Here is an 18,312-nt window from a genome sequence, read left to right as displayed (position 1 = left end):
CGTCAGTCCACCGGCGTGCCGTGCCGGCCGGCGCCGGCGGTGAACCGGTTCGCGCCGTGCATGCCGTCGGCGACCAGCGACTCCATCCCGAAGGCGAGCTCGGTGGCCAGCGCCTCCGGCTCGGGCAGGCCGGCGCCCGACAGCACCGCCGCCCGGTCGTTGCGCAGGCAGGTCTGCGGGTGCCGGGCGATCTCGGCGGCCAGCCGCTCGGCCTCCGCCCGGGCCGCACCCGGCGCGACCAGCCGGTTCACCAGACCCATCGCGTACGCCTCGTCGGCGGGCACCGGGCGGCCGGTGAGGATCAGGTCCATGGCACGGCTCTCGCCGATGAGCCGGGGCAGCCGCACCGTCCCGCCGTCGATCAGCGGCACGCCCCAGCGCCGGCAGAACACCCCGAGCGTGGCGTCCGACTCGGCGATCCGCAGGTCGCACCAGAGCGCCAGCTCCAGGCCGCCGGCCACCGCGTACCCGGAGATCGCGGCGAGCACCGGCTTGGACAGCCGCATCCGGGTCGGGCCCATCGGGCCGTCACCCTCGGGTTCGACCCGGTTGCCGCGCGGCGTGCCGATGGCCTTCAGGTCGGCGCCGGCGCAGAACGTGCCGCCCGCGCCCCAGAGCACGGCGACCGCCGCGTCCGGGTCGGCCTCGAAGGCGCGGAACGCGTCGGCCAGGGCCCGGGCGGTCGGGCCGTCGACGGCGTTGCGGGCCTCCGGCCGGTCCAGGATCACCGTGGTCACCGGTCCGGCGTGCTCGACGCGTACCCCCATCGGGTCAGCATGCCCTCGACGGCTGCCGCCGCGCCAGGTCCCCGCTATCCCGCCCGCCGCCGGGCCAGGGTGGCGCCGAGGGCCGCGCCCACCACGCAGGCCACGCCGGCCAGCTGCGGCCAGGCCAGCAGCTCACCGAGGAGCAGCGCGCCGACCAGCGCGGCCACCGCCGGCTCCAGGCTGAGCAGCACCGCGAAGACCCGCGCCGGCATCCGGCGCAGCGCGGCCAGCTCCGCCGAGTACGGCAGCACCGACGACAGCAGCGCCACGCCCAGCCCGAGCGCCACGATGCGCAGGTCGAGCAGCTCGGCGCCGCCCGACGCCAGCCCGAACGGGAGTACGCAGACCGCGCCGACGGCCATCCCCAGGGCGAGCCCGCGGGTGCCCGGCAGGTGGCCGCTCATGGCCTTGCCGAGCAGCACGTAGCCGGCCCAGCCGACCGCGATGAGCCCGCAGAGCAGCAGGCCGAGCGGGTCGACGCCGGTGCCGCCGAGCCCGGCCAGGAGCAGCACGCCGGTGCCGGCCAGCAGCGCCCAGAGCACGTCGACCACCCGGCGGCTGCCCAGCAGCGAGACGACGAGCGGGCCGGCGAAGCCGACGGTGACGGCCACCCCGAGCGGCACCCGCTGGAGCGCGGCGTAGAAGGCGAGGTTCATGGCGGCCATGGCCACCCCGAACGCCACGACCACGCCGGCCGCCCGCCACCCGGGCCAGCGGGTCGGGCGGGTGACCGCCAGCAGCACCAGCGCGCCGAGGCCGAGCCGGAGAGTGGTCGTACCGCCGGCGCTGCTGGCGACGAAGAGCTGCTTGGCCACCGCCGCGCCGACCTGGGTGGAGACCATGCCGAGCAGCATCAGCAGCGGCGGGGGCACGGCCTCGGGCCGGCCCAGCGCCGCGACGAGCCGGGCCGCCGGGACGCCCGAGGGGGCGCGGGAGGTGTGGGCGTACATCCGGAACACGATGAGCGGCGACGGCGCCCACCGCCAGGCATTTTCCGGACGTGCGGCAGGGCAGGTCAGGCGAAGTCCGCCGCGTGGTCGGCGGCCCAGTCGGCGAACGTCCGGGCGGGCCGGCCCAGCACCGCCGCCACGTCGCCGGTCACCTGCTCCGGAGTCTCCGCCATGGCGGCCCAGCCGGTCAGCGCCGCGTCCGCGAACGCGGCGCTGCCCATCGCGGCGACCAGCATCGGGCGTACCGCCTCGGCGGGCACGTCCTGCCACCGCACGTCGCGGCCGATCGCCGCGCCGATGATCCGCACCTGCTCGGCCTGCGTGACCGTCCGGGGGCCGGTGAGCACGTAGGTCCGCCGGTCGTGCCGGTCGGTGGTCAGCGCCTCGACCGCCACCGCCGCGATGTCGTCCTCGTGGACCATCGAGCGGGCCGCCGCGCCGTACGGCCAGCGCACCACGCCCTCGGTGCGGATCGACTCGGCCCATCCCAGCGTGTTCGTGGCGATTCCGGTGGGGCGCAGCATCGTCCAGGGCAGGCCGGACGCGACGACGGCGCGTTCCACCACGGCCCAGAACGAGCCGGGGTCGGCCTCGGCTGAGGCGGCCGACACGTACACGACCCGGGGCGACCCGGCGCTCGCCAGCACGGCGGCGACGCGCGGAGCGAGCTGCGCCGTCCGGCCCGGATCGACGAACGGCCAGATCAGGAACACCGCCTCGACACCGTCCAGGTGCGGGCGGACCGTCTCCGGATCGGCCAGGTCCACGGCCACCACCTCGACGCCCGCCGGCAGACTCGCGCGGCCCGGGTCGCGGGTGACGGCCCGTACGCCGTGGCCCGCGGCAGCCAGCCGCTCGACCACGCGCCGCCCGACGTTGCCGGTCGCACCGGTCACCAGGATCATCGTCTCCTCCAGGGAATTCTCGTGAACTCGATGGAGCCGACCGTAGAACCTCAACAATTGTTGAGGTCAATGCTCGATGGGCATACTCGGGGCGTGAAGCAGGACACGTCCTTCGACTGGCACGAGCCCGGCCTGACGATCGGTCAGGTCGCGCGGCGCAGCGGGGTCTCCGCGTCGGCGATCCGGTTCTACGAGGCGCAGGGCCTCATCAGCAGCGACCGCACGGCCGGCAACCAGCGCCGCTACCACGGCAACGTGATGTGCCGCCTGGCGATGATCGAGGCGTGCCAGCGGGTCGGCCTCACCCTGGCCGAGGTGGGCCGGGCGCTCGCGGCGCTGCCACCGGGGCAGGCGCCGACCTCTCAGGACTGGGACGCGCTCGCCGAGCGGCTGCGTACCGAGGCCCAGTCCCGCATCGACCGGCTCAGCGAGGTGCTGCGCGAACTCGCCCCACCCGCCTGACTTTCGGCGCCGGGCCACGCACACGTCGGCGGCCCCGCCGTCGGTGGCATCGGCGGCGGTAATGATCATGCGAGGAGCCCGGCGTGCGCGGGCAGAACCGGAAAGCCGGTGGAGTGCTGGAGTCGGCGCTGGCCGCCGCCGTGCACGCCGACCGCTGGCGGGCGGACGGGAACCACCCGATGGGGTGATCCGTAGTCGCCGCCCGGTTTGGGACCTCTCCTGCCGGGAAGTCGGACCACGTGCGCGAACTATTGACGAAGATCGAGCAGAACACCCGACTCGACCGGGTCGGTGACCGGTTGCAGCGCGCCGTACAGGGCACCCTGCGTCCCCAGCGGGTGCGGGACTTCCTGCACGGCGTGTGGCTGGGGCACCCGCTGCACCCGGCCATGGTGCAGGTGCCGGTCGGCGCCTGGATCTCGGCCGCCGTCGTGGACCTGATGCCCGGTCAGCGCCGGGCGGCGACCGCGCTCGTCGGGGTCGGTACGCTCAGCGCGCTGCCGGCCGCCGTGGCCGGGCTCAACGACTGGGCCGCCCTCTCCCGCGACCAGCGCCGGATCGGCCTCGTGCACGCCGCCGCGAACACCATCGGCGTGACGCTCTATGCCGGCTCGCTGGCGGCCCGGCTGAACGGGCGGCACAACATGGGCCGGGCGCTGGCCTACCTGGGGCTGTCGGCGGCGAGCGCCGGGGCGTACCTGGGTGGGCACCTCGCGTACAAGCAGGGCGCGCAGGTCAGCCAGAGCATCTCGGAGCTGCACCTGGTGAGCGAGGGCTGGCACCCGCTCGGCGACATGTCGAGCCTGCCGCAGCGGCAGCTCCTCACCCGGGAGATCGACAACGTCTCGGTGATCCTCTACCGGCACGGTGACGACGTCACCGTGATGCTGGAGCGCTGCCCGCACCAGAGCGGCCCGCTCGGTGAGGGCGAGGTGCAGGAGATCGACGGCCACGCCTGCGTGGTCTGCCCCTGGCATGGCAGCACCTTCCGCCTCAACGGCGGGGAGGTCGTGCACGGCCCGTCCGGCAACGACCAGGTCGTCCTCCCCACCCGCGTGGTCAACGGCCGCCTGGAGGCCCGCCTCCCCTGACGGCGGAATCTTCGACGGCAGCGGTCCCCCGTGGGGCCGCTGCCGTCCGCGGTCGATTTTGGTCAGTCCCTGCGGTGTCGGCCGCTCATGAGGGCCCGCACGCCGGAGACCGGCCGGCGCCGGAGACCGAGGACCGCGCCGATCTGCGCGCCCACGATGGCCGCCACGGACAGCACCGCCGAGATGGCCAGCGGGCGGTTGATCCCGTCCTCGGGGGTGGCCCGGGAGGCCCCCGCCGACATCGCCGGCTGCTGTCCGGCCGGCGCCTCGACGGTGGGCGTGGTGTCCCGTCCGGCCGGGTGCGGGGAGGGCCTGCCCTTCGGCGTGGCGGACGACCCCCCACCACCCGGCGTCACCGCCGTGCCGGGCGCCGTCCGGGACGGGCCCGTCGAGGTGACCACGAGCCGTCCGGTCGCGTGCCGGCGGGCCCCCGCGTCCACCGAGCCCTCGGGCAGCCTGAGCAGCTGCCCCGGGCGGATCCGGTCCGGGTCGGCGAGCCGGTTCAGCCGGGCCACCTCGCGGTAGCGGTCGAAGTCGTCCAGGTACCGCTCGGCCACCTCGCCCAGGTAGTCGCCCTTCGCCACCCGGTACACCGCCGGGTCCGTGGTCACCGAGGCGGCGTGGACGGGCGGGGCGGCGAGCGCGGGGCCGGCCTGCGGGGTGACCGCCGCCGGCGCGGCGGCGACCGGCGGCGGCGCGGCCAGGGTGGCGGCGCTCGCGGCGGCCGGGCTGGCCGCCAGGATCAGCGCCACCGAACCGACCAGCGCGGCCGCGGCCCGCTGCTGGCGGCGCATCCCGGGCAGCCGGGGCGCCGGCCGGCGCAGCGTCGCCGCGAGGAGTTCCACGAGTACGGAGAAGGCGAACGTGGCCCAGCCGAACCACCCCACCACGGCCAGCGCCCGCAGGAAGAGCTGCCCGTCGTCGCGGCTGGTCAGCGCCGTGCCCACCTCGGCCAGGGTGGGCAGGTGGTCGGGGAGGGGGTTGCCGGCGAAGGCCAGCAGGGCGACCGGCCCACCGGCCAGCACCGCGCAGAGCACGACGAGGGCGCCGAACCCGGTGAGGACCTGGCCGGTCCGCCGGACGGCCGAGCGTTGCGAGGCACCCATGGCTGCCTTCCCTTCCCTAGGGGGCTCCGGTGAGCGCCCGCGCGGTGGCCTCACCGGTGACGGTGGCGGTGTTCTGGAAGCCGAAGAGACCGAGCAGGTCCCGCCGGTAGGTGATGCGGACGCGTACCTGGATCTGCCGCTCGCCGGCGACCACCGGGAAGCTGACGTCGTGGTCGCGGACCCCGCCGGCGGCGCCCAGGTAGGCCGCGACGGCCTGCCGGGCGGCCACCTCGTCGATCTGCTTGGGGCCGCCCTCGATGGCGCTGGCCCGGTCGATCATCTGGCCGCCACTGCGGGCCGCCTCGGCGGCCAGGTTGTCCGCGCGCTGCAACGAGCGGAGCTGCCCGGCGCCGTCGTACGCCAGGCTGATGATCACGAGTACGCCGATCATCGCCACGGCCAGGAAGAGGCTCACCCGGCCGCTCTCCGCCGCGCGCCGCCCGGTCATCCGCGGCTCCGATAGGTGTCCAGGGGCGAGGTGAAGCTCGCCGAGACGATCTTGCCGCCCGGCACGCCGGGCAGCCCCGGCGCCCGCAGGTCGTCGAAGGAGACCGTGCAGGTCAGCGTGACCGTGACGGTCGCCGGCACGCCGGGCGCCCCGCGGTACGCGTCCCGGAAGCTGGTCTGGGCGCCCGCCAGCGACCCACTGAGGGCCAACGCCGGTGGCGCGGCGCAGTGCAGGCCCGACCAGTCGAGCTGGCGTTGCGCGGCCTCGGTGGCGGCGGTCCGGCCGGCCCGGTCGTCCCGGGCGATCGAGGCGGCGCGGGCCGCGTCGTGCGCGGCCGACTCCACCGCCTCGTCGGCGACGGCCGTCCGGCCGGCCACCCCGGCCAGCACCATCAGCCCGATGAAGGCGGGGGCGAGCACCGCCACCTCGATCGAGACGGAACCCCGGTCCCGTGCCATCGGCCTCACCCCGTCGTCCAGCGTTCGGCGGTGCCGTGCGCGGTCTGCCGGACCGGGAAGTCGACCCCGGGGATCACCGACAGGGAGCGTCCGCTGACCGTGCAGGTGACCTCGGTGGGAGTGCCCCCGGTAGCAACGATTTCGCAGGTGGGGCCCGGGTTCTGCCAGTCGACCAGCCAGTCGCCGGCGGCCCGCAGGAAGGTGGTGGCCCGGTCCCGGCCCGCGTCCGGCGGGGCCTCGAGCCCCCGCTGGGCGTTCACGCCGGTCTGCGCCGCGTTGAGGGCGGTGGAGCGGGCGACGAACCAGACGGCGAGCTGGATCGAGGCGAAGAGCAGCACCAGGATCGCCGGCATCACCACCGCCAACTCGACCGGGTTGGCGCCCCGCTCGGACCCGCCCGCGGTGAGGCGTCCCCGCAGGACGGTGGTGATCCGCCCCGGGCCGCACCGGCCGGTGGGCCGGCCGGCGGGTGCCGGCCGGCTCCGGTCCGTACGGGCGGGGCCGCGCATCAGGGGGCCTTCGGCGCCGTGTTGTTCGGGATGGCGTTCATCCAGTTGTTGGCCTTGGCCAGGGCGAGCCCGGTGACCGCCATGGCCACCGCGACCAGCCCGAAGATGATCACCGCGGTCGGCACCGGGCTGTCACCCCGCTCGGTGTCCCGCCGCAGCTCGGCCAGGCGGCTGCTCACCGCGGCGTAGAGGTAGGCGTAGAGGTGCATGGTCTTCTCCTTCTCGGGGTGGGTTCACAGACGGGCGAGGAACGGATAGACGGCGAAGCCGAGCAGGACGAAGACCAGCAGCGAGCCGGGGATGTCGAGCTTGCTGGTCACCCCCTCGGCCCGGGCCAGGTTGTCGGTCCGGATCTGGTCGCGCAGCGAGTCGGCGCGGCTGCGCAGGGTCTCGTGGACCTGGGCACCCTCGCTGCCCGAGGAGCGCATGATGGCCCCCACGTCGCCCAGCTCCGGGATGCCGATCCGCTCGGCCAGCTCCTGGAGCTCGTCCCACGGGGAGTGCATCTGGAGCTGGGCGATCCGCAGCGCCTCCCGGATGCGCTCGAAGACCCAGCCGTCGCAGACCGCTGCCGCGCGCTCCAGCGACTGCACGGGCCCGTGCGCGGCGGAGAGCTGCAACGCCACCAGGTCCAGGTAGGTGCAGACGGCCTGGCGGAACTCGTCCCGCGCGGTGTCCGCCTTGGCCAGCACCGCGCGGTGCGCGAGCAGGCCGGCGACCAGCGCCAACCCCAGGCTCCCGAGCACCGGTACGACCAGCGGCAGCGCCACCCCGCCCAGGAAGAGCACGGCCGAGGCGACCGCCGGGGTGGCGAACCCGACCAGCGCGGAGAGCACCACGGACAGGGCGTACTGCTCGGGGGTCCGGTCGAGCAGGGCGAGCTGCCGGTGCGGGGGTCGCAGCCAGCGGGAGACGCCGCCGAGCCAGTCCGGCCCGCTCCCGGCCACCGGGGCCTGGCCGGGTGGCTGGTGCAGCCGGCGCAGCGCCGGGCCGAGCGCCGGGGTCGCCGGCAGCGCCTCGCGGACCACCAGGAACAGGCCGAGCCCGACGGCCGCCCCGCCCAGCACCGCCACGGCCAGCTGCCAGTTGAGGATCACCGTGCCCGCCTTCCGTTCGCGACTGCGGGGCTCGCAAGCTCACTCCTCGCGCTCACGCGATCGCCTCCTCCGGGTCGGGCGCCGGCAGGAAGCGCGCCGGGCGGGGCGGCTGGCTCATCGACCGCACCCAGACCAGCAGCCCCACGAAGGCCGCACCGAGCACCGCCATGACGAGCTGACCGAAGACCGTCCCGTACGGCCGGACGTAGTCGCTGTTGACCAGCCCGTACGCCAGCGTCGCCAGGGTCATCCCGGTGAGGAAGCGGACCGCGAACCGGGGCTGCGTCCGCTTGGCCTCCACCTCCCGCCGGGTGGCCACCTCGGCCGAGGCGGCGGTGGCGATCGAGCCGAGCACGTCGCCGAGGCGTTCGCCCCGGTCGGTGAGGTGCAGGATCAGCGCCGCCACCACCTGGTCGCAGACCGGGTCGGCGATCTCGTCGGCGAAGGCGAGCAGGGCGGACCTCGCCAACCAGCCGGCCTGGAGGCGGGCCGCCAGGGTGCGCACCTCCTCCTGGATCTCCTCCGGTGCGGTGGCGATGGTGCCGATGATGGCCTGTTGGAGGCCCTGCCCGGTGCCGGAGATGTCCTTGAGTCGCCGGGTCCACTCGCCGACCGCCTCGATCCGGGCGATGGCCCGCTGCTCGGCCCGGCCCACCGCGAACAGCCACGGCACGCCGGGCACCGCGAGCGCCACCAGGAGGCCGACCACCGGCAGGCCGGTGAGCAGGAAGGCCAGCGCGCCGACCACCACGGCCGCGCCGAGCAGCAGCTGGTAGCGGTGCTGCTCCCGGCGGCTGGCCCCGGTGCCGGTCCAGAGCCGCCTCAGCCCGGGCCCGGCGCCCGGGGTCGACCCGGCCGGCCGGCGGGTGCCGACCAGCGCGACCACCGTGAGCACCAGCCCGGCCACGCACGCCGCGCCGGAGACCAGCGCGATCAGCTCGATCGTCGCCATGAGCTACCGCCGCCCGAGCCGGGTGCGCCGGGGACGCCGCCAGGCGCCCGTGCCGGCCTCGATGAACCGGGTGAGCAGCCGGGCGTCGTAGCCGACCCGCAGCAGTTGGTCGCGGATCCGTTCGGGGAGGTGGCGGGGCACCGCCCGGCCGTCCGGCCCCGGGCCGAAGACGCTGGTGGTGGTGATCCGGTTGCCCTCGCCGACGCCGATGACCTCCTCGACGTGCGACACGAAGCGGTGCTTGCGGCCGCCGATGGCGGTCTCGTCCTCGACGGTGACGTAGACGATCAGGTCCAGCGCGTTGCCGGCCATCCGGCGGGCCTGGTCGACCGTCATCTCCCGGCCGTGGGCCAGCGCCAGCTCGATGATCCGCTCGCCCACGCCGGCCGGGGTACGCGCGTGGATCGTGCACATCGACCCGCGGCTGGTGGTCATCGCCTGGAGCATCGGCACGATCTCCCGGGACCGCACCTCGCCGACGATGATCCGCAGCACGCCCATCCGCAGCGACACCGGGATCAGGTCGGCGATGCTGACCTCACCGGCCGGTCGACCGTCCAGCCCGCGTTCGCCGTGCCCCTCCCGCGACTCGAAGCTCATCACCGCCCGGTGCTTGTGCCCGTGGCGGGCCGGCAGCAGCTCCCGGCTCTCCTCCAGCAGCACGTACGGCTCGTCCGCCGGGATCTCGTCCATCAGCGCCCGGATGACCGTGGTCTTCCCGGCCCCGGCGAGCCCGGCCACCATGATGTTCAGCCCGGCCCGCATGGCGGCGCGGAGGAAGTCGCGCAGCAGCGGGTCGATCATCTCGTCCAGGTCGGGCCGGCCGCCGGCGATGTCCTCCAGGCTCACCGCGAGCGTGTTGTGCTTGCGGATGACCGCGTACGGGCGGTGGCTGACCAGGAAGACCGCGGCGAGCCGGCTGCCGTCGGGCAGTTGCAGGTCGAGCGTCGGCTTCGAGGTGGACAGCGAGCGTTCGGTCGCCCCGGCCCGGCGGGCCGCCGCCTGGAGGATCTCCACCAGCTCGTCGTCGCTGTCGGCGATGGGCTCGGCCCAGTCGACGCCGCCGCCGTGCCGGGTGATGCGCACCTGGTCGCAGCCGAGGATGTGCACCTCCTCGATGGTGTCGTCGACCAGCAGCGTCTGGAGCCGGCCCAGGCCGACCAGCTCGGCGGTCACCTGGTCGAGCAGCAGGCGCTCCTCGTCGGCGGCCATCGGTGTGCCGGCCCGGCGCACCGAATCCGCGTACGCGGAGACCACCGCGACGGCCAGCCTGGCCCGCTCGACCTCCTCGGCGTTTGCGTCGAACTCCCGGCCGCGCTGCCAGAGGGTGAGCCGTTCGCTGAGTTCCCGGCGCAGTTCGCGGACCACCGCGAAGTCGACCCGGGGACGGGGCGGCGGGGCCGCCGGCGCGACCGGCGCGGCGGGCGGCGGGGGCACGTGGTGCCGCCCGTTCGGCGGGACCAGCGGCGGCACGGTCGACGTGGCGCCGGGCTGCTGCCCCCGGGGGTCGTGCGAGACCGGCTCAAACCGCACCGGACACCCCCGGCGTGCTCGGCGTGGTCACCGCGCGCGGGGCCGGGGCGCCCGGCCAGGCCAGCCGGGCCTGTCGCCGGTCCAGCAGCGCCCGGACCGGCACCTCCAACTGGCCGGCCGCGCGCAGGAGGGGCCGGTTGGCGCGTACGGTGCCGCCGTGCGCGAGCACCGCGGCGGTACGCGGGTCGTGCGGCAGCCGGGCGATCACCGGCAGCCGCAGCGCCTTGCTGATCTCGCTGCTGCCGTGCCCGTCCCCGACCACGAGCAGGCGCAGGGTGCCCGGGGGGACCCGGTGATCGGCGAAGTCCCGCTCGATGGCCTTGACCGTGGCGCGGGTGGCGGACAGGTCGGGCAGGTGCGCCCGGGTGACCAGCAGCACCACGGCCGCGGCCCGCAGCACCGGCCACGGTGGACCGCCGACCTGCAACCGGCCACAGTCGACCAGCACGTCGTACGGCGGGACGCCCTTCTCCAGGCTGGTGAAGAAGTCGGCGAAGCGCTGCCAGAGCGGGGTGACGCTGCCGGCCTGGGCCGGGTCGACGACGCCGGGCAGCAGCAGCCGTTCCCGCTTCGGCGCGTCCAGGTCGACGAGCTGGGACCAGAACGCGCTCTCCAGGTTGCCGTCCCGCAGCTCCCCGACGGCCAGCTCGCCGAGGCCGCGCGGGCCGTCGAGCGCCCCGCCCAGGTAGCCGGGCAGGACCGAGCCGCCCGACGGGTCGCACTCGGCCAGCACGAGCCGCCGGTGCCAGCTCAGCGCGGCGGCCAGCGCGGCCGTGGTGACGCCCGGCGAGCCCTTCGCCGAGACCAGGGCGATGACCGCCATCAGGCCGCCCCGGTGAGCACGAGCGCGATCCGGTCGTCGGCGGCCAGCGCCACCACGGCCGGCACGTCCCGGACGGCCAGCGCCAGGTAGACCACCACGTCGTTGTTCTCCGGCGTGGCGGTGTCGATCACCGTGGCCTCGAACCGGGTGCCGCCGCCGCGCGTGCCGCCGGCGCTGCCGGTGCTGTTGTCCGGCGTGCTGATCAGGAGCACCCGGTCGCCGGGGTGCAGCTTGCGGGCGGGCACCTGGGTCGGCTCCAGGCCCAGCGCGATCTGCTGCTGCCCGGGGCCGAGCAGCGGCGCGTCGGTGAGTTGGGCCGGGGTCAGCAGCGTGCCCGGGGTGAGCCGGACGGCGGCCCGCAGGCCGAGCACCTCCCTGATCCGGTCGGCCCGCACCGGCTGGAGTTCCCGCCCGCCCGACACCCGCACCGGGATCAGGTCGTCGCTGGTGAGCTGCCGGCCGGCCTCGACCGGCCGGGCCACCGCGAGGTAGCTGCCGGTGGAGCGGACCGAGGTGACCGCGAACGCCGCGCCCAGGCCGCCGAGGGCGATGAGCAGCACGGCCAGGCCGAGCAGGCCGGGGCGGATCCGCCGCTGCCGGACCACCTTGGGCGGCGCCACGGGCGCGTCCAGGGGGGTGCCGTTCCGCGTCGCCACACTCATCGCGTCACCACCTGAAGTTCGTTGATCTGGACCGGAACAGTCCCGCTGCCCCGGCTCTGGGCGATCTCGCCGCTCTCGCCGCCGCCGGTCCACTCGACGGTCCAGAACGTCGTGGCGCTGACCTGGTAGGTGCCGGCCTTCGCGTAGCCGAGGTCGTCGCCGCAGTCGGGGGAGGTCAGCCCCGCCCGCGGTCCGTCGGCGGTGTAGGGCGTGCCCGGTCCCGTGCAGGTGACCTCGGTGCCGTCGCCCATGTTCCAGACGATCCGGGTCACCCGGGCGGTGATCTCGACGGTCACGTCGCGGTCCGAGGCGGAGGCGTGCAGCGGCCCGAAGTAGGACGCCCCGTCGCTCGCCCACATCCAGACGGGCAGCCCCACCAGACCGGGACCCTTGCTGCGCCGGGGCGCCACCGCGACCCGGGGCGGCAACAGGGAGATGGACGCGAGCGCGCGGCGGGCCAGTTCCTCCGGGTCGGGCGGCGCGCCGTAGCCGGGTGGTGGCCCGTCGCGCAGCACCACGGTCTGCGCGCCCAGGTCACCGCCGTTGCAGGTCTGCACGTACCACTGCTTGCCCTCGGGCGCTTCGGGCTGGGGTTCGGCCAGCTTGTAGTAGCAGCCGTCGCCGTTGTTGAACCAACCGAGCACGTCGTCGTAGCAGGGGACGACCCGGCCGTTCCACTGGCACTTCGCGCCGCCACCGCCGCCGTCCCCGCCGCCACCGCCGGGGTTGCCGCCACCGCCCGGCCCGCCCGGGGTGCCGGGCTCGTCGTCCCAGACGTTGCAGTCGTTCTGCCCGGGAGGGCACTCGCCGCCGGGGTCGCCGGCCCGGGCCGGCGTGCCGGTGAACAGCAGGGCGGGCGCGCCGGTCAGCGCGAGCAGTAGCGCCAGGCCGGCGGTGAGCAGCAGCCGCCGGGGCGTCCCGGCCCGGGTCGGGCGGGCCGGGACACCCCTTCCTCCCCAGGTCAACACGGCTGGTCCTGGTGTCCGGCGCCGGCGCTGATCAGCCAGCGGCCGTCGGGGTAGCGGGTGGCGGTGGCGGTCGCCAGGTAGCGCCCGCCGCGGGTGCCGGGGACGACCCGGCGGTCCTTGGCGTAGACGAGGCGGTAGCCGGTGGCGTCCAGGCAGTCCTGGATCTCCACGGTGGGCGGTCTGGCCGCCAGGTCGACCGACACCACGGTGGGGTCGGACACGAGTTTCCCGGTACGCATCGCGCCGTGCTCCTTCGCGTCACGAATTGCCATCCGCACCCGAGTCAGCAGCGGATCCGCGACGAATCGGGCGAGTGCGGGATGCCCGGGATCGCTGCGTGCGCTCGCCGCCTGGGACGCGTCGAGATAGCCGGAATAGGCGGTGAGGGCGGCCTTTCCGGCCGCCTCCTCCTCAGCGGTGGAATGCGCCGCGGGTGCCGCCGCGCCCGCGGTCAGCGGGCGGGCCGCCGCCTCGGGCTCGTCGCCGCAACCGGCGGCCGCGGCCAGCAGAGCAAGGCTGAGCAGGCAGATTTCCCATCGGCGGGATTGCCGTGTGCGCAACGCCGGGCCCTCCTCGGTGGCGGCCCGGAGTGGTCGCGCCGACGCACTCCGGGCATGCGGAAGCGCGCCCGGATGTGTGCGGCCGGGCCACAACTGCTACCGCTGCATTTACCTGTACTGATCTTTAACGAATTCGAAACGTGATGTCTCCGGTCGGCCTCCGACGCCAATTGTTCGGGGGTTGCGTCGTACCCAAGGGGCGAGCATAGGCTGACGTCCGCCGATGCAACAGAGGCAATTCACGTGAACACTGTGAGTGATGACAGGTGGTGGCGACCGGTGGGTGTCCGGACGGCGACCAACGGCCCGCGGGCGGGTCGGCCGGTGGCAGGAGTGCGTTCACCCGCACGCGACAACCGGTGTCCCGGGCGCGGGTCACCGGGCGGTGGAATGGGGGGCAAGCGTCCCTCTGGTCCGATCCGTCCCCCCGGCCTCCGGAGCGCCCGCCGGCCGCCGGTTGTCACCCGCCCGGACCCGCCCGCCCCTCCGCGGGACGCCTTTTTCCGCGCCATCCGTGACACGGCGAGCGGTCCGGATTCACTCTGCGTGCTCCAGAGTGGAAGCCGGCGTGACCGATCGGGGGAGCCGGCGTGACCGCCGAACGGGTCCGTGGGCCCGCACCGGCGGCCCTCGACCGCCGCCCGGGCGTCCGGCTGCTGGCCGCCCTGGCGGTCGTGCCGCTCCTGCGGCTGGCGGTCGCGCGGTACGCCGTACCCCCCGGGGTGCCCGACCGGGTGGGGTGCGACCGCTGCGGCGTCCCCATCGGCCTGGACCGGCCGCTGCCGGCACTCGGCCCGGCGGCCCGCTGCGGGTCCTGCCGGGCGCGGGTCGGCGCGGCGCCGCTCGTGGTGGAGGTGGCCCTGGTCGCGGCGGTGGCGGCCGTCGCGCTGACCGGCGGGCCGGCCGGCACGCGGGCGGTGGTCGCCTGGTGGCTCGCCTGGGCGGTGCCAATGGCCCTGGTCGACGCGGCGGCGCACCGGCTCCCGGACCGGCTGACCTGGCCGGCGGCGGCCGGGGTGTGGGCACTGCTCGGGGTGGCGGCGCTGGCCGGGCCCGGCCCGGCGCCCTGGCTACGGGCCACCGCGGCCGGGCTCGCCCTCGGCGCGGGATTCGCGGCGACCACCCTGTTGCTCGGCCAGCGCGGATTCGGTCTCGGCGACGCCAAGCTGGCGCTCGGCGCCGGTGCGCTGCTCGGCTGGTACGGCTGGCCGGTCCTGGTGGCGGGCCTGGTGCTCGCGGTCACGCTCTCCGCGGTGGCCGGTCTCGCGCTGCTGGCGGCCCGCCGGGTCCGCTGGTCCAGCCACCTGCCCTTCGGCCCGTTCCTCATCTTCGGCACCGCCGTCGCCCTCGTCCTGACGACGTGAGCGCCGGCGGCGGCGAGCGGGTCAGCGCCGGGCGGGTCGGACGGCCGGCCGGGCCGCGGCCCGGCGGACCCGGCGGCGCAGGACGTCGGCGACCGGGCGGGCCAGCACCGGCGTGAGCACGGTGCCGACGAGCACGCCGAGCAGCAGGCCGGCGGCCACGTCGTGCGGGTAGTGCACGCCCACGAACGTGCGGGAGAACGCGGCCAGCACGGCGAGCGGGGCGGCGACCAGGCCGATCCGGCGGTGCAGCAGCAGTGCGGTGGCGGCCAGCGCGCCCGCGATGGTGGCGTGGTTGCTCGGGAACGACCAGTCGCCGGCCGGCGGACAGTGCCCGGCAACGATGACCAGGTCGGCCGGGCTGCGGCAGGGCCGGTCCTCGGCGATCAGGGTCTTCAACCCCTCGCTGGAGGCGTACGCGCAGACGACCGCGACCGGGGCGGCCAGGGCCAGCGCCCGGCCCCGGAGGTCGCCGCCGACCAGCCGGGTCAGCGCGGCCAGCACCAGCAGGATCCCGAGCAGGACGATCGCCCCCTCGGTGAAGTGCAGCGCGAACCAGTGCACCGGTTCCGGTGTGCGGTCGGCGAACTCGACGATGTCGTGGTACCAGTCGGTACTGACATCGGGAACGTCTGTCACCAGGGCGTCGGTCATGCATCACCTCACCAACTGTTCATACTCCGTTCACCTTGAGGGTGGTGGGGGAATGACTGTCGGGGCACCGAAGTCTCAGGCGCCTCTCAGCCGGGTCTGATTCGGTGGCCGCGGCGTACCGACCTCGGGAGGACCCGTGCCGCACAGCCCTCAGGGCGACGAGAGTTGGCGGATCCGCCGCACCGGGGCGGACCTGCACCGGCTCGGCGAGACCGAGTCGATCTTCGCGCTGGGCAACGGCTGGGTGGGCTGGCGCGGCACCCTCGACGAGGGTGAGCCGTACGAGATGCCGGGCACCTACCTCAACGGGTTCCACGAGCAGCGCGAGGTGAGCTACCCGGAGAGCGGGTACGCCTTCCCGGAGCACAGCGACACCGTGATCAGCGCGCCGAACGCCGCGCTGGTCCGGCTCTGGGTCGGCGGTGAGCCGCTGGACCTGCGGACCGGGACGGTCCGGCGGCACGAGCGGGTGCTCGACCTCCGCGCCGGGGTGATCCGCCGGGAGACCGAGTGGATCTCGCCGGGCGGGCAGGGCGTGCGGGTACGCAGCACGCGGCTCGTCTCGCTGCCCCGCCGACCGGTCGCCGCGGTGGACTACCAGGTCGAGCCGCTGGACGGCCCGGTCGAGGTGCGTGTTGACGCCGACCTGCTCGCCAACGAACGGGTGCCGGAACGCGCCGACGACCCGCGCGCCGCCTCGGTGATCCACGACCCGCTCATCGCCGAGACCGGCCGGCACGACGGCACCGACGCAGTGCTGGTGCACCGGACCGGGCGCAGCGCCCAGCGGGTCGCCGTCGCGGTCGCCCACCGGGTCGACGCGCCGGACACCGCCGCGACCGACACCGAGCTGACGGCCGACCGGTTCCGGCTGGCGGTCACCGGCCCGCTGCGCCCCGGCGAGCGGATCCACGTCACGAAGTTCGCCGCGTACGAGTGCGCGCACGTCGACGGCACGCCGGCCGGCGAGCTGGCCGACCTGGTCGTCGCCGAGGCGGACGCCGCCCGGACCGAGGGCTTCGCCGCCCTGCTCGACGCGCAGCGGGCCACCCTCGACGCCGCCTGGGCCACCGCCGACGTCGAGCTGGACGGCGACCCGGAACTCCAGCAGGCACTCCGGTTCGCGGTGTTCCACCTGCTCCAGTCCGGCCGGTCCGACGGGGACCGCACCATCCCGGCCAAGGGGCTGACCGGCAACGGCTACGACGGCCACGTGCTCTGGGACACCGAGGGCTACGTGCTGCCGGTGCTGACGTACCTGGCGCCGGGGCTGGCCCGGTCGGCGCTGCGCTGGCGGCACGCCCACCTGCCCGAGGCCCGGGACCGCGCCGCCGAGCTGCGGCTGGCCGGCGCCACCTTTCCGTGGCGGACCCTCGGCGGCCGGGAGTGCTCTGGCTATTGGCCGGCGGGCACCGCCGGGCTGCACGTCAACGCCGACATCGCCGACGCGGTGCTGCGCTACGTGGCGGCCACCGGCGACACCGAGTTCCTCGGCGGGTGCGGCGTCGAGCTGCTGGTGGAGACCGCCCGGCTCTGGCACCGGTACGGCCACTGGTCCGACACCGGCGTGTTCCACCTGACCGGGCTCACCGGCCCCGACGAGTACTCCGCGCTGGTCGATGACAACCTCTTCACCAACCTGATGGCCCGGCGTAACCTGCGCGGCGCGGCCGACGCCGCCGAGCGCCTCCCGCAGGCGGCCGCCCGGCTCGGCGTCGACCCGGCCGAGGTCGCCGGCTGGCGGGCCGCCGCCGACGCGGTGCACGTGCCCTACGACGGCAAGCGCGGGGTGCACCAGCAGTCGGCCGGCTTCACCGAGCAGCCCGAGTGGGACTTCCCGAACACCCGGGCGGACGACTACCCGCTGCTGCTGCACTTCCCCTACCTGGAGCTGTACCGCCGGCAGGTGGTCAAGCAGGCCGACCTCGTGCTGGCCATGCTGCGCTGCCCCGGCGAGTTCACCGCCGAGGAGAAGGCCCGCAACTTCGCGTACTACGAGGCGCGGACCGTCCGGGACTCGTCACTGTCGGCGTCCGTGCAGGCGGTCCTCGCCGCCGAGGTCGGCCACCTGGACCTGGCGTACGACCTGTTCGCCGAGACGGCGTTGCAGGACCTGGAGGACCTCGGCGACAAGACCGCCGACGGCCTGCACCTGGCCTCGCTGGCCGGCGCCTGGCTGGTGGTGGCGCAGGGCTTCGGCGGCCTGCGCGACGACCGGGGCGTGCTCTCCTTCGAGCCGCGGCTGCCCCGCCGGATCACCCGGCTCGCCTTCCACCTGCGCTGGCACGGGCACCGGCTGCGGGTCACCCTGACCCCGGACACGGCCCGCTACGAGCTGCCCGACGCCGGCCCGGCCGACGCGGTCGAGCTGTGGCACCACGGCGAACGGCTCCGGGTGACCGGGGCGGCGCCGGTCACCCGGCCCATGCCGCCGGTGCCGGACCCCGGGCCCGAGCCGCCGTCGCCACCCGGCCGCCGGCCGGCCCGGCGCGCTCAGGCGGAGGTGGGCGGCGCCGGCTGACTCGGCACGCCCGACATCCGCCCGACGATCTCCTCCAGCTCCTCGAAGGCGTACGCCCAGTTGTGGCACTTGAAGCTGCGCAGCCCCTCGATCGCGGTGCGGCAGTCGGCGCAGTGCACGCCGGGGATGGCGTCCGGCACCTCGGTGTTGACGTACTTGCGCTCGCCCAGGATCACCCGCGCGATCATCCCCCGGTCGTGCACCCCGTGCAGGGCGGAGGAGACGATGTCGTACCAGTTCACCCGGCGCCCGCACTTCGGACAGTCCGGCTCGTCGCCGCTCACCCACAGCGGGGCGCCGATGCTCCGCGCCGGCATGTTCAGCAGCTTCTCCAACCGGCGCACGTCCGACTCGGGCGTGGTCCAGCGGTGCCGGCCCGGCAGCGAGGCGGGCGAGTCGTAGACGGCGCGGAACACCACCGGGTCGACCTCCACGGTCTCCCGTCCACCGGTCATCGGTACCTCCTCGGCTCGGCTGGTCCCACC

21 protein-coding genes are annotated in these 18,312 nt (G+C 75.4%); 4 read left to right on the top strand and 17 right to left on the bottom strand.

Annotation, left to right across the window (positions count from 1 at the left end):
• Positions 1-2: 2 nt before the first annotated feature.
• From NFX44_RS11380 to NFX44_RS11370, 3 genes are all read right to left on the bottom strand, one after another.
• On the bottom strand, positions 3-767 hold the full coding sequence (locus NFX44_RS11380) for a crotonase/enoyl-CoA hydratase family protein (RefSeq protein ID WP_262283464.1): 765 nt from the start codon (positions 765-767) through the stop codon (positions 3-5).
• Between the two features lie 44 nt (positions 768-811).
• Positions 812-1,717 carry a DMT family transporter gene (locus NFX44_RS11375; RefSeq protein WP_262283463.1) on the bottom strand — a complete coding sequence of 302 codons (906 nt, stop codon included), beginning with the start codon at positions 1,715-1,717 and terminating at the stop codon, positions 812-814.
• A 65-nt stretch (positions 1,718-1,782) separates the two neighbouring features.
• Complete coding sequence (locus tag NFX44_RS11370) at positions 1,783-2,622, bottom strand: SDR family oxidoreductase (protein WP_262283462.1); 840 nt, start codon at positions 2,620-2,622, stop codon at positions 1,783-1,785.
• A 93-nt stretch (positions 2,623-2,715) separates the two neighbouring features.
• Here NFX44_RS11370 and soxR point away from each other — a divergent pair, with 93 nt between their 5' ends.
• Both soxR and NFX44_RS11360 read left to right on the top strand, forming a co-directional pair.
• The gene (gene soxR / locus NFX44_RS11365) at positions 2,716-3,084 is read left to right on the top strand and encodes a redox-sensitive transcriptional activator SoxR (RefSeq protein ID WP_262283461.1); all 369 of its coding nucleotides are present in this window, start codon (positions 2,716-2,718) and stop codon (positions 3,082-3,084) included.
• Between the two features lie 239 nt (positions 3,085-3,323).
• A complete protein-coding gene (locus tag NFX44_RS11360; RefSeq protein ID WP_262283460.1) occupies positions 3,324-4,175 on the top strand; it encodes a Rieske 2Fe-2S domain-containing protein in 852 nt (283 codons plus the stop codon).
• A 62-nt stretch (positions 4,176-4,237) separates the two neighbouring features.
• On the opposite strand, the gene NFX44_RS11355 is transcribed toward NFX44_RS11360, so the two are convergent.
• Genes NFX44_RS11355 through NFX44_RS11300 form a run of 12 tightly spaced genes read right to left on the bottom strand, consistent with a single transcriptional unit; the run spans position 4,238 to position 13,291 of the window.
• Positions 4,238-5,281, bottom strand: coding sequence for a LysM peptidoglycan-binding domain-containing protein (locus NFX44_RS11355; RefSeq protein WP_262283459.1), 1,044 nt, complete (start codon positions 5,279-5,281; stop codon positions 4,238-4,240).
• A 16-nt stretch (positions 5,282-5,297) separates the two neighbouring features.
• The gene (locus NFX44_RS11350) at positions 5,298-5,729 is read right to left on the bottom strand and encodes a pilus assembly protein TadG-related protein (protein WP_262283458.1); all 432 of its coding nucleotides are present in this window, start codon (positions 5,727-5,729) and stop codon (positions 5,298-5,300) included.
• The gene (locus tag NFX44_RS11345; protein WP_262283457.1) at positions 5,726-6,187 is read right to left on the bottom strand and encodes a TadE/TadG family type IV pilus assembly protein; all 462 of its coding nucleotides are present in this window, start codon (positions 6,185-6,187) and stop codon (positions 5,726-5,728) included. The genes NFX44_RS11350 and NFX44_RS11345 overlap by 4 nt, the downstream gene beginning before the upstream one ends.
• 5 nt (positions 6,188-6,192) lie before the next feature.
• Entirely contained in the window at positions 6,193-6,696 is a 504-nt protein-coding gene (locus NFX44_RS11340) for a TadE/TadG family type IV pilus assembly protein (protein ID WP_262283456.1), read from the bottom strand.
• On the bottom strand, positions 6,696-6,905 hold the full coding sequence (locus NFX44_RS11335; RefSeq protein WP_189193410.1) for a hypothetical protein: 210 nt from the start codon (positions 6,903-6,905) through the stop codon (positions 6,696-6,698). Before NFX44_RS11335 ends, NFX44_RS11340 begins: the two co-directional genes overlap by 1 nt.
• 24 nt (positions 6,906-6,929) lie before the next feature.
• Positions 6,930-7,790, bottom strand: a complete 861-nt coding sequence (locus NFX44_RS11330) for a type II secretion system F family protein (protein ID WP_262283573.1) — start codon at positions 7,788-7,790, stop codon at positions 6,930-6,932.
• Between the two features lie 55 nt (positions 7,791-7,845).
• The gene (locus tag NFX44_RS11325) at positions 7,846-8,745 is read right to left on the bottom strand and encodes a type II secretion system F family protein (protein WP_262283455.1); all 900 of its coding nucleotides are present in this window, start codon (positions 8,743-8,745) and stop codon (positions 7,846-7,848) included.
• Between the two features lie 3 nt (positions 8,746-8,748).
• Positions 8,749-10,278 carry a CpaF family protein gene (locus NFX44_RS11320; RefSeq protein ID WP_262283454.1) on the bottom strand — a complete coding sequence of 510 codons (1,530 nt, stop codon included), beginning with the start codon at positions 10,276-10,278 and terminating at the stop codon, positions 8,749-8,751.
• Complete coding sequence (locus NFX44_RS11315) at positions 10,268-11,101, bottom strand: ParA family protein (protein ID WP_262283453.1); 834 nt, start codon at positions 11,099-11,101, stop codon at positions 10,268-10,270. Before NFX44_RS11315 ends, NFX44_RS11320 begins: the two co-directional genes overlap by 11 nt.
• Entirely contained in the window at positions 11,101-11,763 is a 663-nt protein-coding gene (locus tag NFX44_RS11310) for an SAF domain-containing protein (RefSeq protein ID WP_262283452.1), read from the bottom strand. The genes NFX44_RS11315 and NFX44_RS11310 overlap by 1 nt, the downstream gene beginning before the upstream one ends.
• Positions 11,760-12,731, bottom strand: a complete 972-nt coding sequence (locus tag NFX44_RS11305; RefSeq protein WP_262283451.1) for a hypothetical protein — start codon at positions 12,729-12,731, stop codon at positions 11,760-11,762. Before NFX44_RS11305 ends, NFX44_RS11310 begins: the two co-directional genes overlap by 4 nt.
• Positions 12,725-13,291, bottom strand: a complete 567-nt coding sequence (locus tag NFX44_RS11300) for a hypothetical protein (RefSeq protein WP_262283450.1) — start codon at positions 13,289-13,291, stop codon at positions 12,725-12,727. The genes NFX44_RS11305 and NFX44_RS11300 overlap by 7 nt, the downstream gene beginning before the upstream one ends.
• 590 nt (positions 13,292-13,881) lie before the next feature.
• Between NFX44_RS11300 and NFX44_RS11295 the strand changes: the two genes are divergently transcribed.
• Complete coding sequence (locus NFX44_RS11295) at positions 13,882-14,655, top strand: prepilin peptidase (RefSeq protein WP_262283449.1); 774 nt, start codon at positions 13,882-13,884, stop codon at positions 14,653-14,655.
• Between the two features lie 21 nt (positions 14,656-14,676).
• On the opposite strand, the gene NFX44_RS11290 is transcribed toward NFX44_RS11295, so the two are convergent.
• Positions 14,677-15,306, bottom strand: coding sequence for a phosphatase PAP2 family protein (locus NFX44_RS11290; RefSeq protein WP_262283448.1), 630 nt, complete (start codon positions 15,304-15,306; stop codon positions 14,677-14,679).
• A gap of 136 nt (positions 15,307-15,442) precedes the next feature.
• On the opposite strand from NFX44_RS11290, the gene NFX44_RS11285 reads away from it, so the two are divergent.
• Positions 15,443-17,827 (top strand): glycoside hydrolase family 65 protein, encoded by a 2,385-nt coding sequence (locus NFX44_RS11285; protein WP_262283447.1) that lies wholly within the window; start codon positions 15,443-15,445, stop codon positions 17,825-17,827.
• On the opposite strand, the gene NFX44_RS11280 is transcribed toward NFX44_RS11285, so the two are convergent.
• The gene (locus NFX44_RS11280) at positions 17,800-18,282 is read right to left on the bottom strand and encodes a hypothetical protein (protein WP_262283446.1); all 483 of its coding nucleotides are present in this window, start codon (positions 18,280-18,282) and stop codon (positions 17,800-17,802) included. The two genes, NFX44_RS11285 and NFX44_RS11280, sit on opposite strands and share 28 nt — an antisense overlap.
• Positions 18,283-18,312: the final 30 nt, after the last annotated feature.

This window comes from Micromonospora sp. MA102 (assembly GCF_025460765.1).
Classification (GTDB): domain Bacteria; phylum Actinomycetota; class Actinomycetes; order Mycobacteriales; family Micromonosporaceae; genus Micromonospora; species Micromonospora halotolerans.
This window is presented reverse-complemented; position numbering and strand designations above follow the sequence as displayed.

Bases quoted from the DNA above. Each gene is read 5' to 3' on its own strand.
- NFX44_RS11380 (WP_262283464.1), bottom strand. From the start codon at position 767: ATGGGGGTACGCGTCGAGCACGCCGGACCGGTGACCACGGTGATCCTG.
- NFX44_RS11375 (WP_262283463.1), bottom strand. From the start codon at position 1,717: ATGTACGCCCACACCTCCCGCGCCCCCTCGGGCGTCCCGGCGGCCCGG.
- NFX44_RS11370 (WP_262283462.1), bottom strand. From the start codon at position 2,622: ATGATCCTGGTGACCGGTGCGACCGGCAACGTCGGGCGGCGCGTGGTC.
- NFX44_RS11355 (WP_262283459.1), bottom strand. From the start codon at position 5,281: ATGGGTGCCTCGCAACGCTCGGCCGTCCGGCGGACCGGCCAGGTCCTC.
- NFX44_RS11350 (WP_262283458.1), bottom strand. From the start codon at position 5,729: ATGACCGGGCGGCGCGCGGCGGAGAGCGGCCGGGTGAGCCTCTTCCTG.
- NFX44_RS11345 (WP_262283457.1), bottom strand. From the start codon at position 6,187: ATGGCACGGGACCGGGGTTCCGTCTCGATCGAGGTGGCGGTGCTCGCC.
- NFX44_RS11340 (WP_262283456.1), bottom strand. From the start codon at position 6,696: ATGCGCGGCCCCGCCCGTACGGACCGGAGCCGGCCGGCACCCGCCGGC.
- NFX44_RS11335 (WP_189193410.1), bottom strand. From the start codon at position 6,905: ATGCACCTCTACGCCTACCTCTACGCCGCGGTGAGCAGCCGCCTGGCC.
- NFX44_RS11325 (WP_262283455.1), bottom strand. From the start codon at position 8,745: ATGGCGACGATCGAGCTGATCGCGCTGGTCTCCGGCGCGGCGTGCGTG.
- NFX44_RS11315 (WP_262283453.1), bottom strand. From the start codon at position 11,101: ATGGCGGTCATCGCCCTGGTCTCGGCGAAGGGCTCGCCGGGCGTCACC.
- NFX44_RS11310 (WP_262283452.1), bottom strand. From the start codon at position 11,763: ATGAGTGTGGCGACGCGGAACGGCACCCCCCTGGACGCGCCCGTGGCG.
- NFX44_RS11290 (WP_262283448.1), bottom strand. From the start codon at position 15,306: ATGACCGACGCCCTGGTGACAGACGTTCCCGATGTCAGTACCGACTGG.
- NFX44_RS11280 (WP_262283446.1), bottom strand. From the start codon at position 18,282: ATGACCGGTGGACGGGAGACCGTGGAGGTCGACCCGGTGGTGTTCCGC.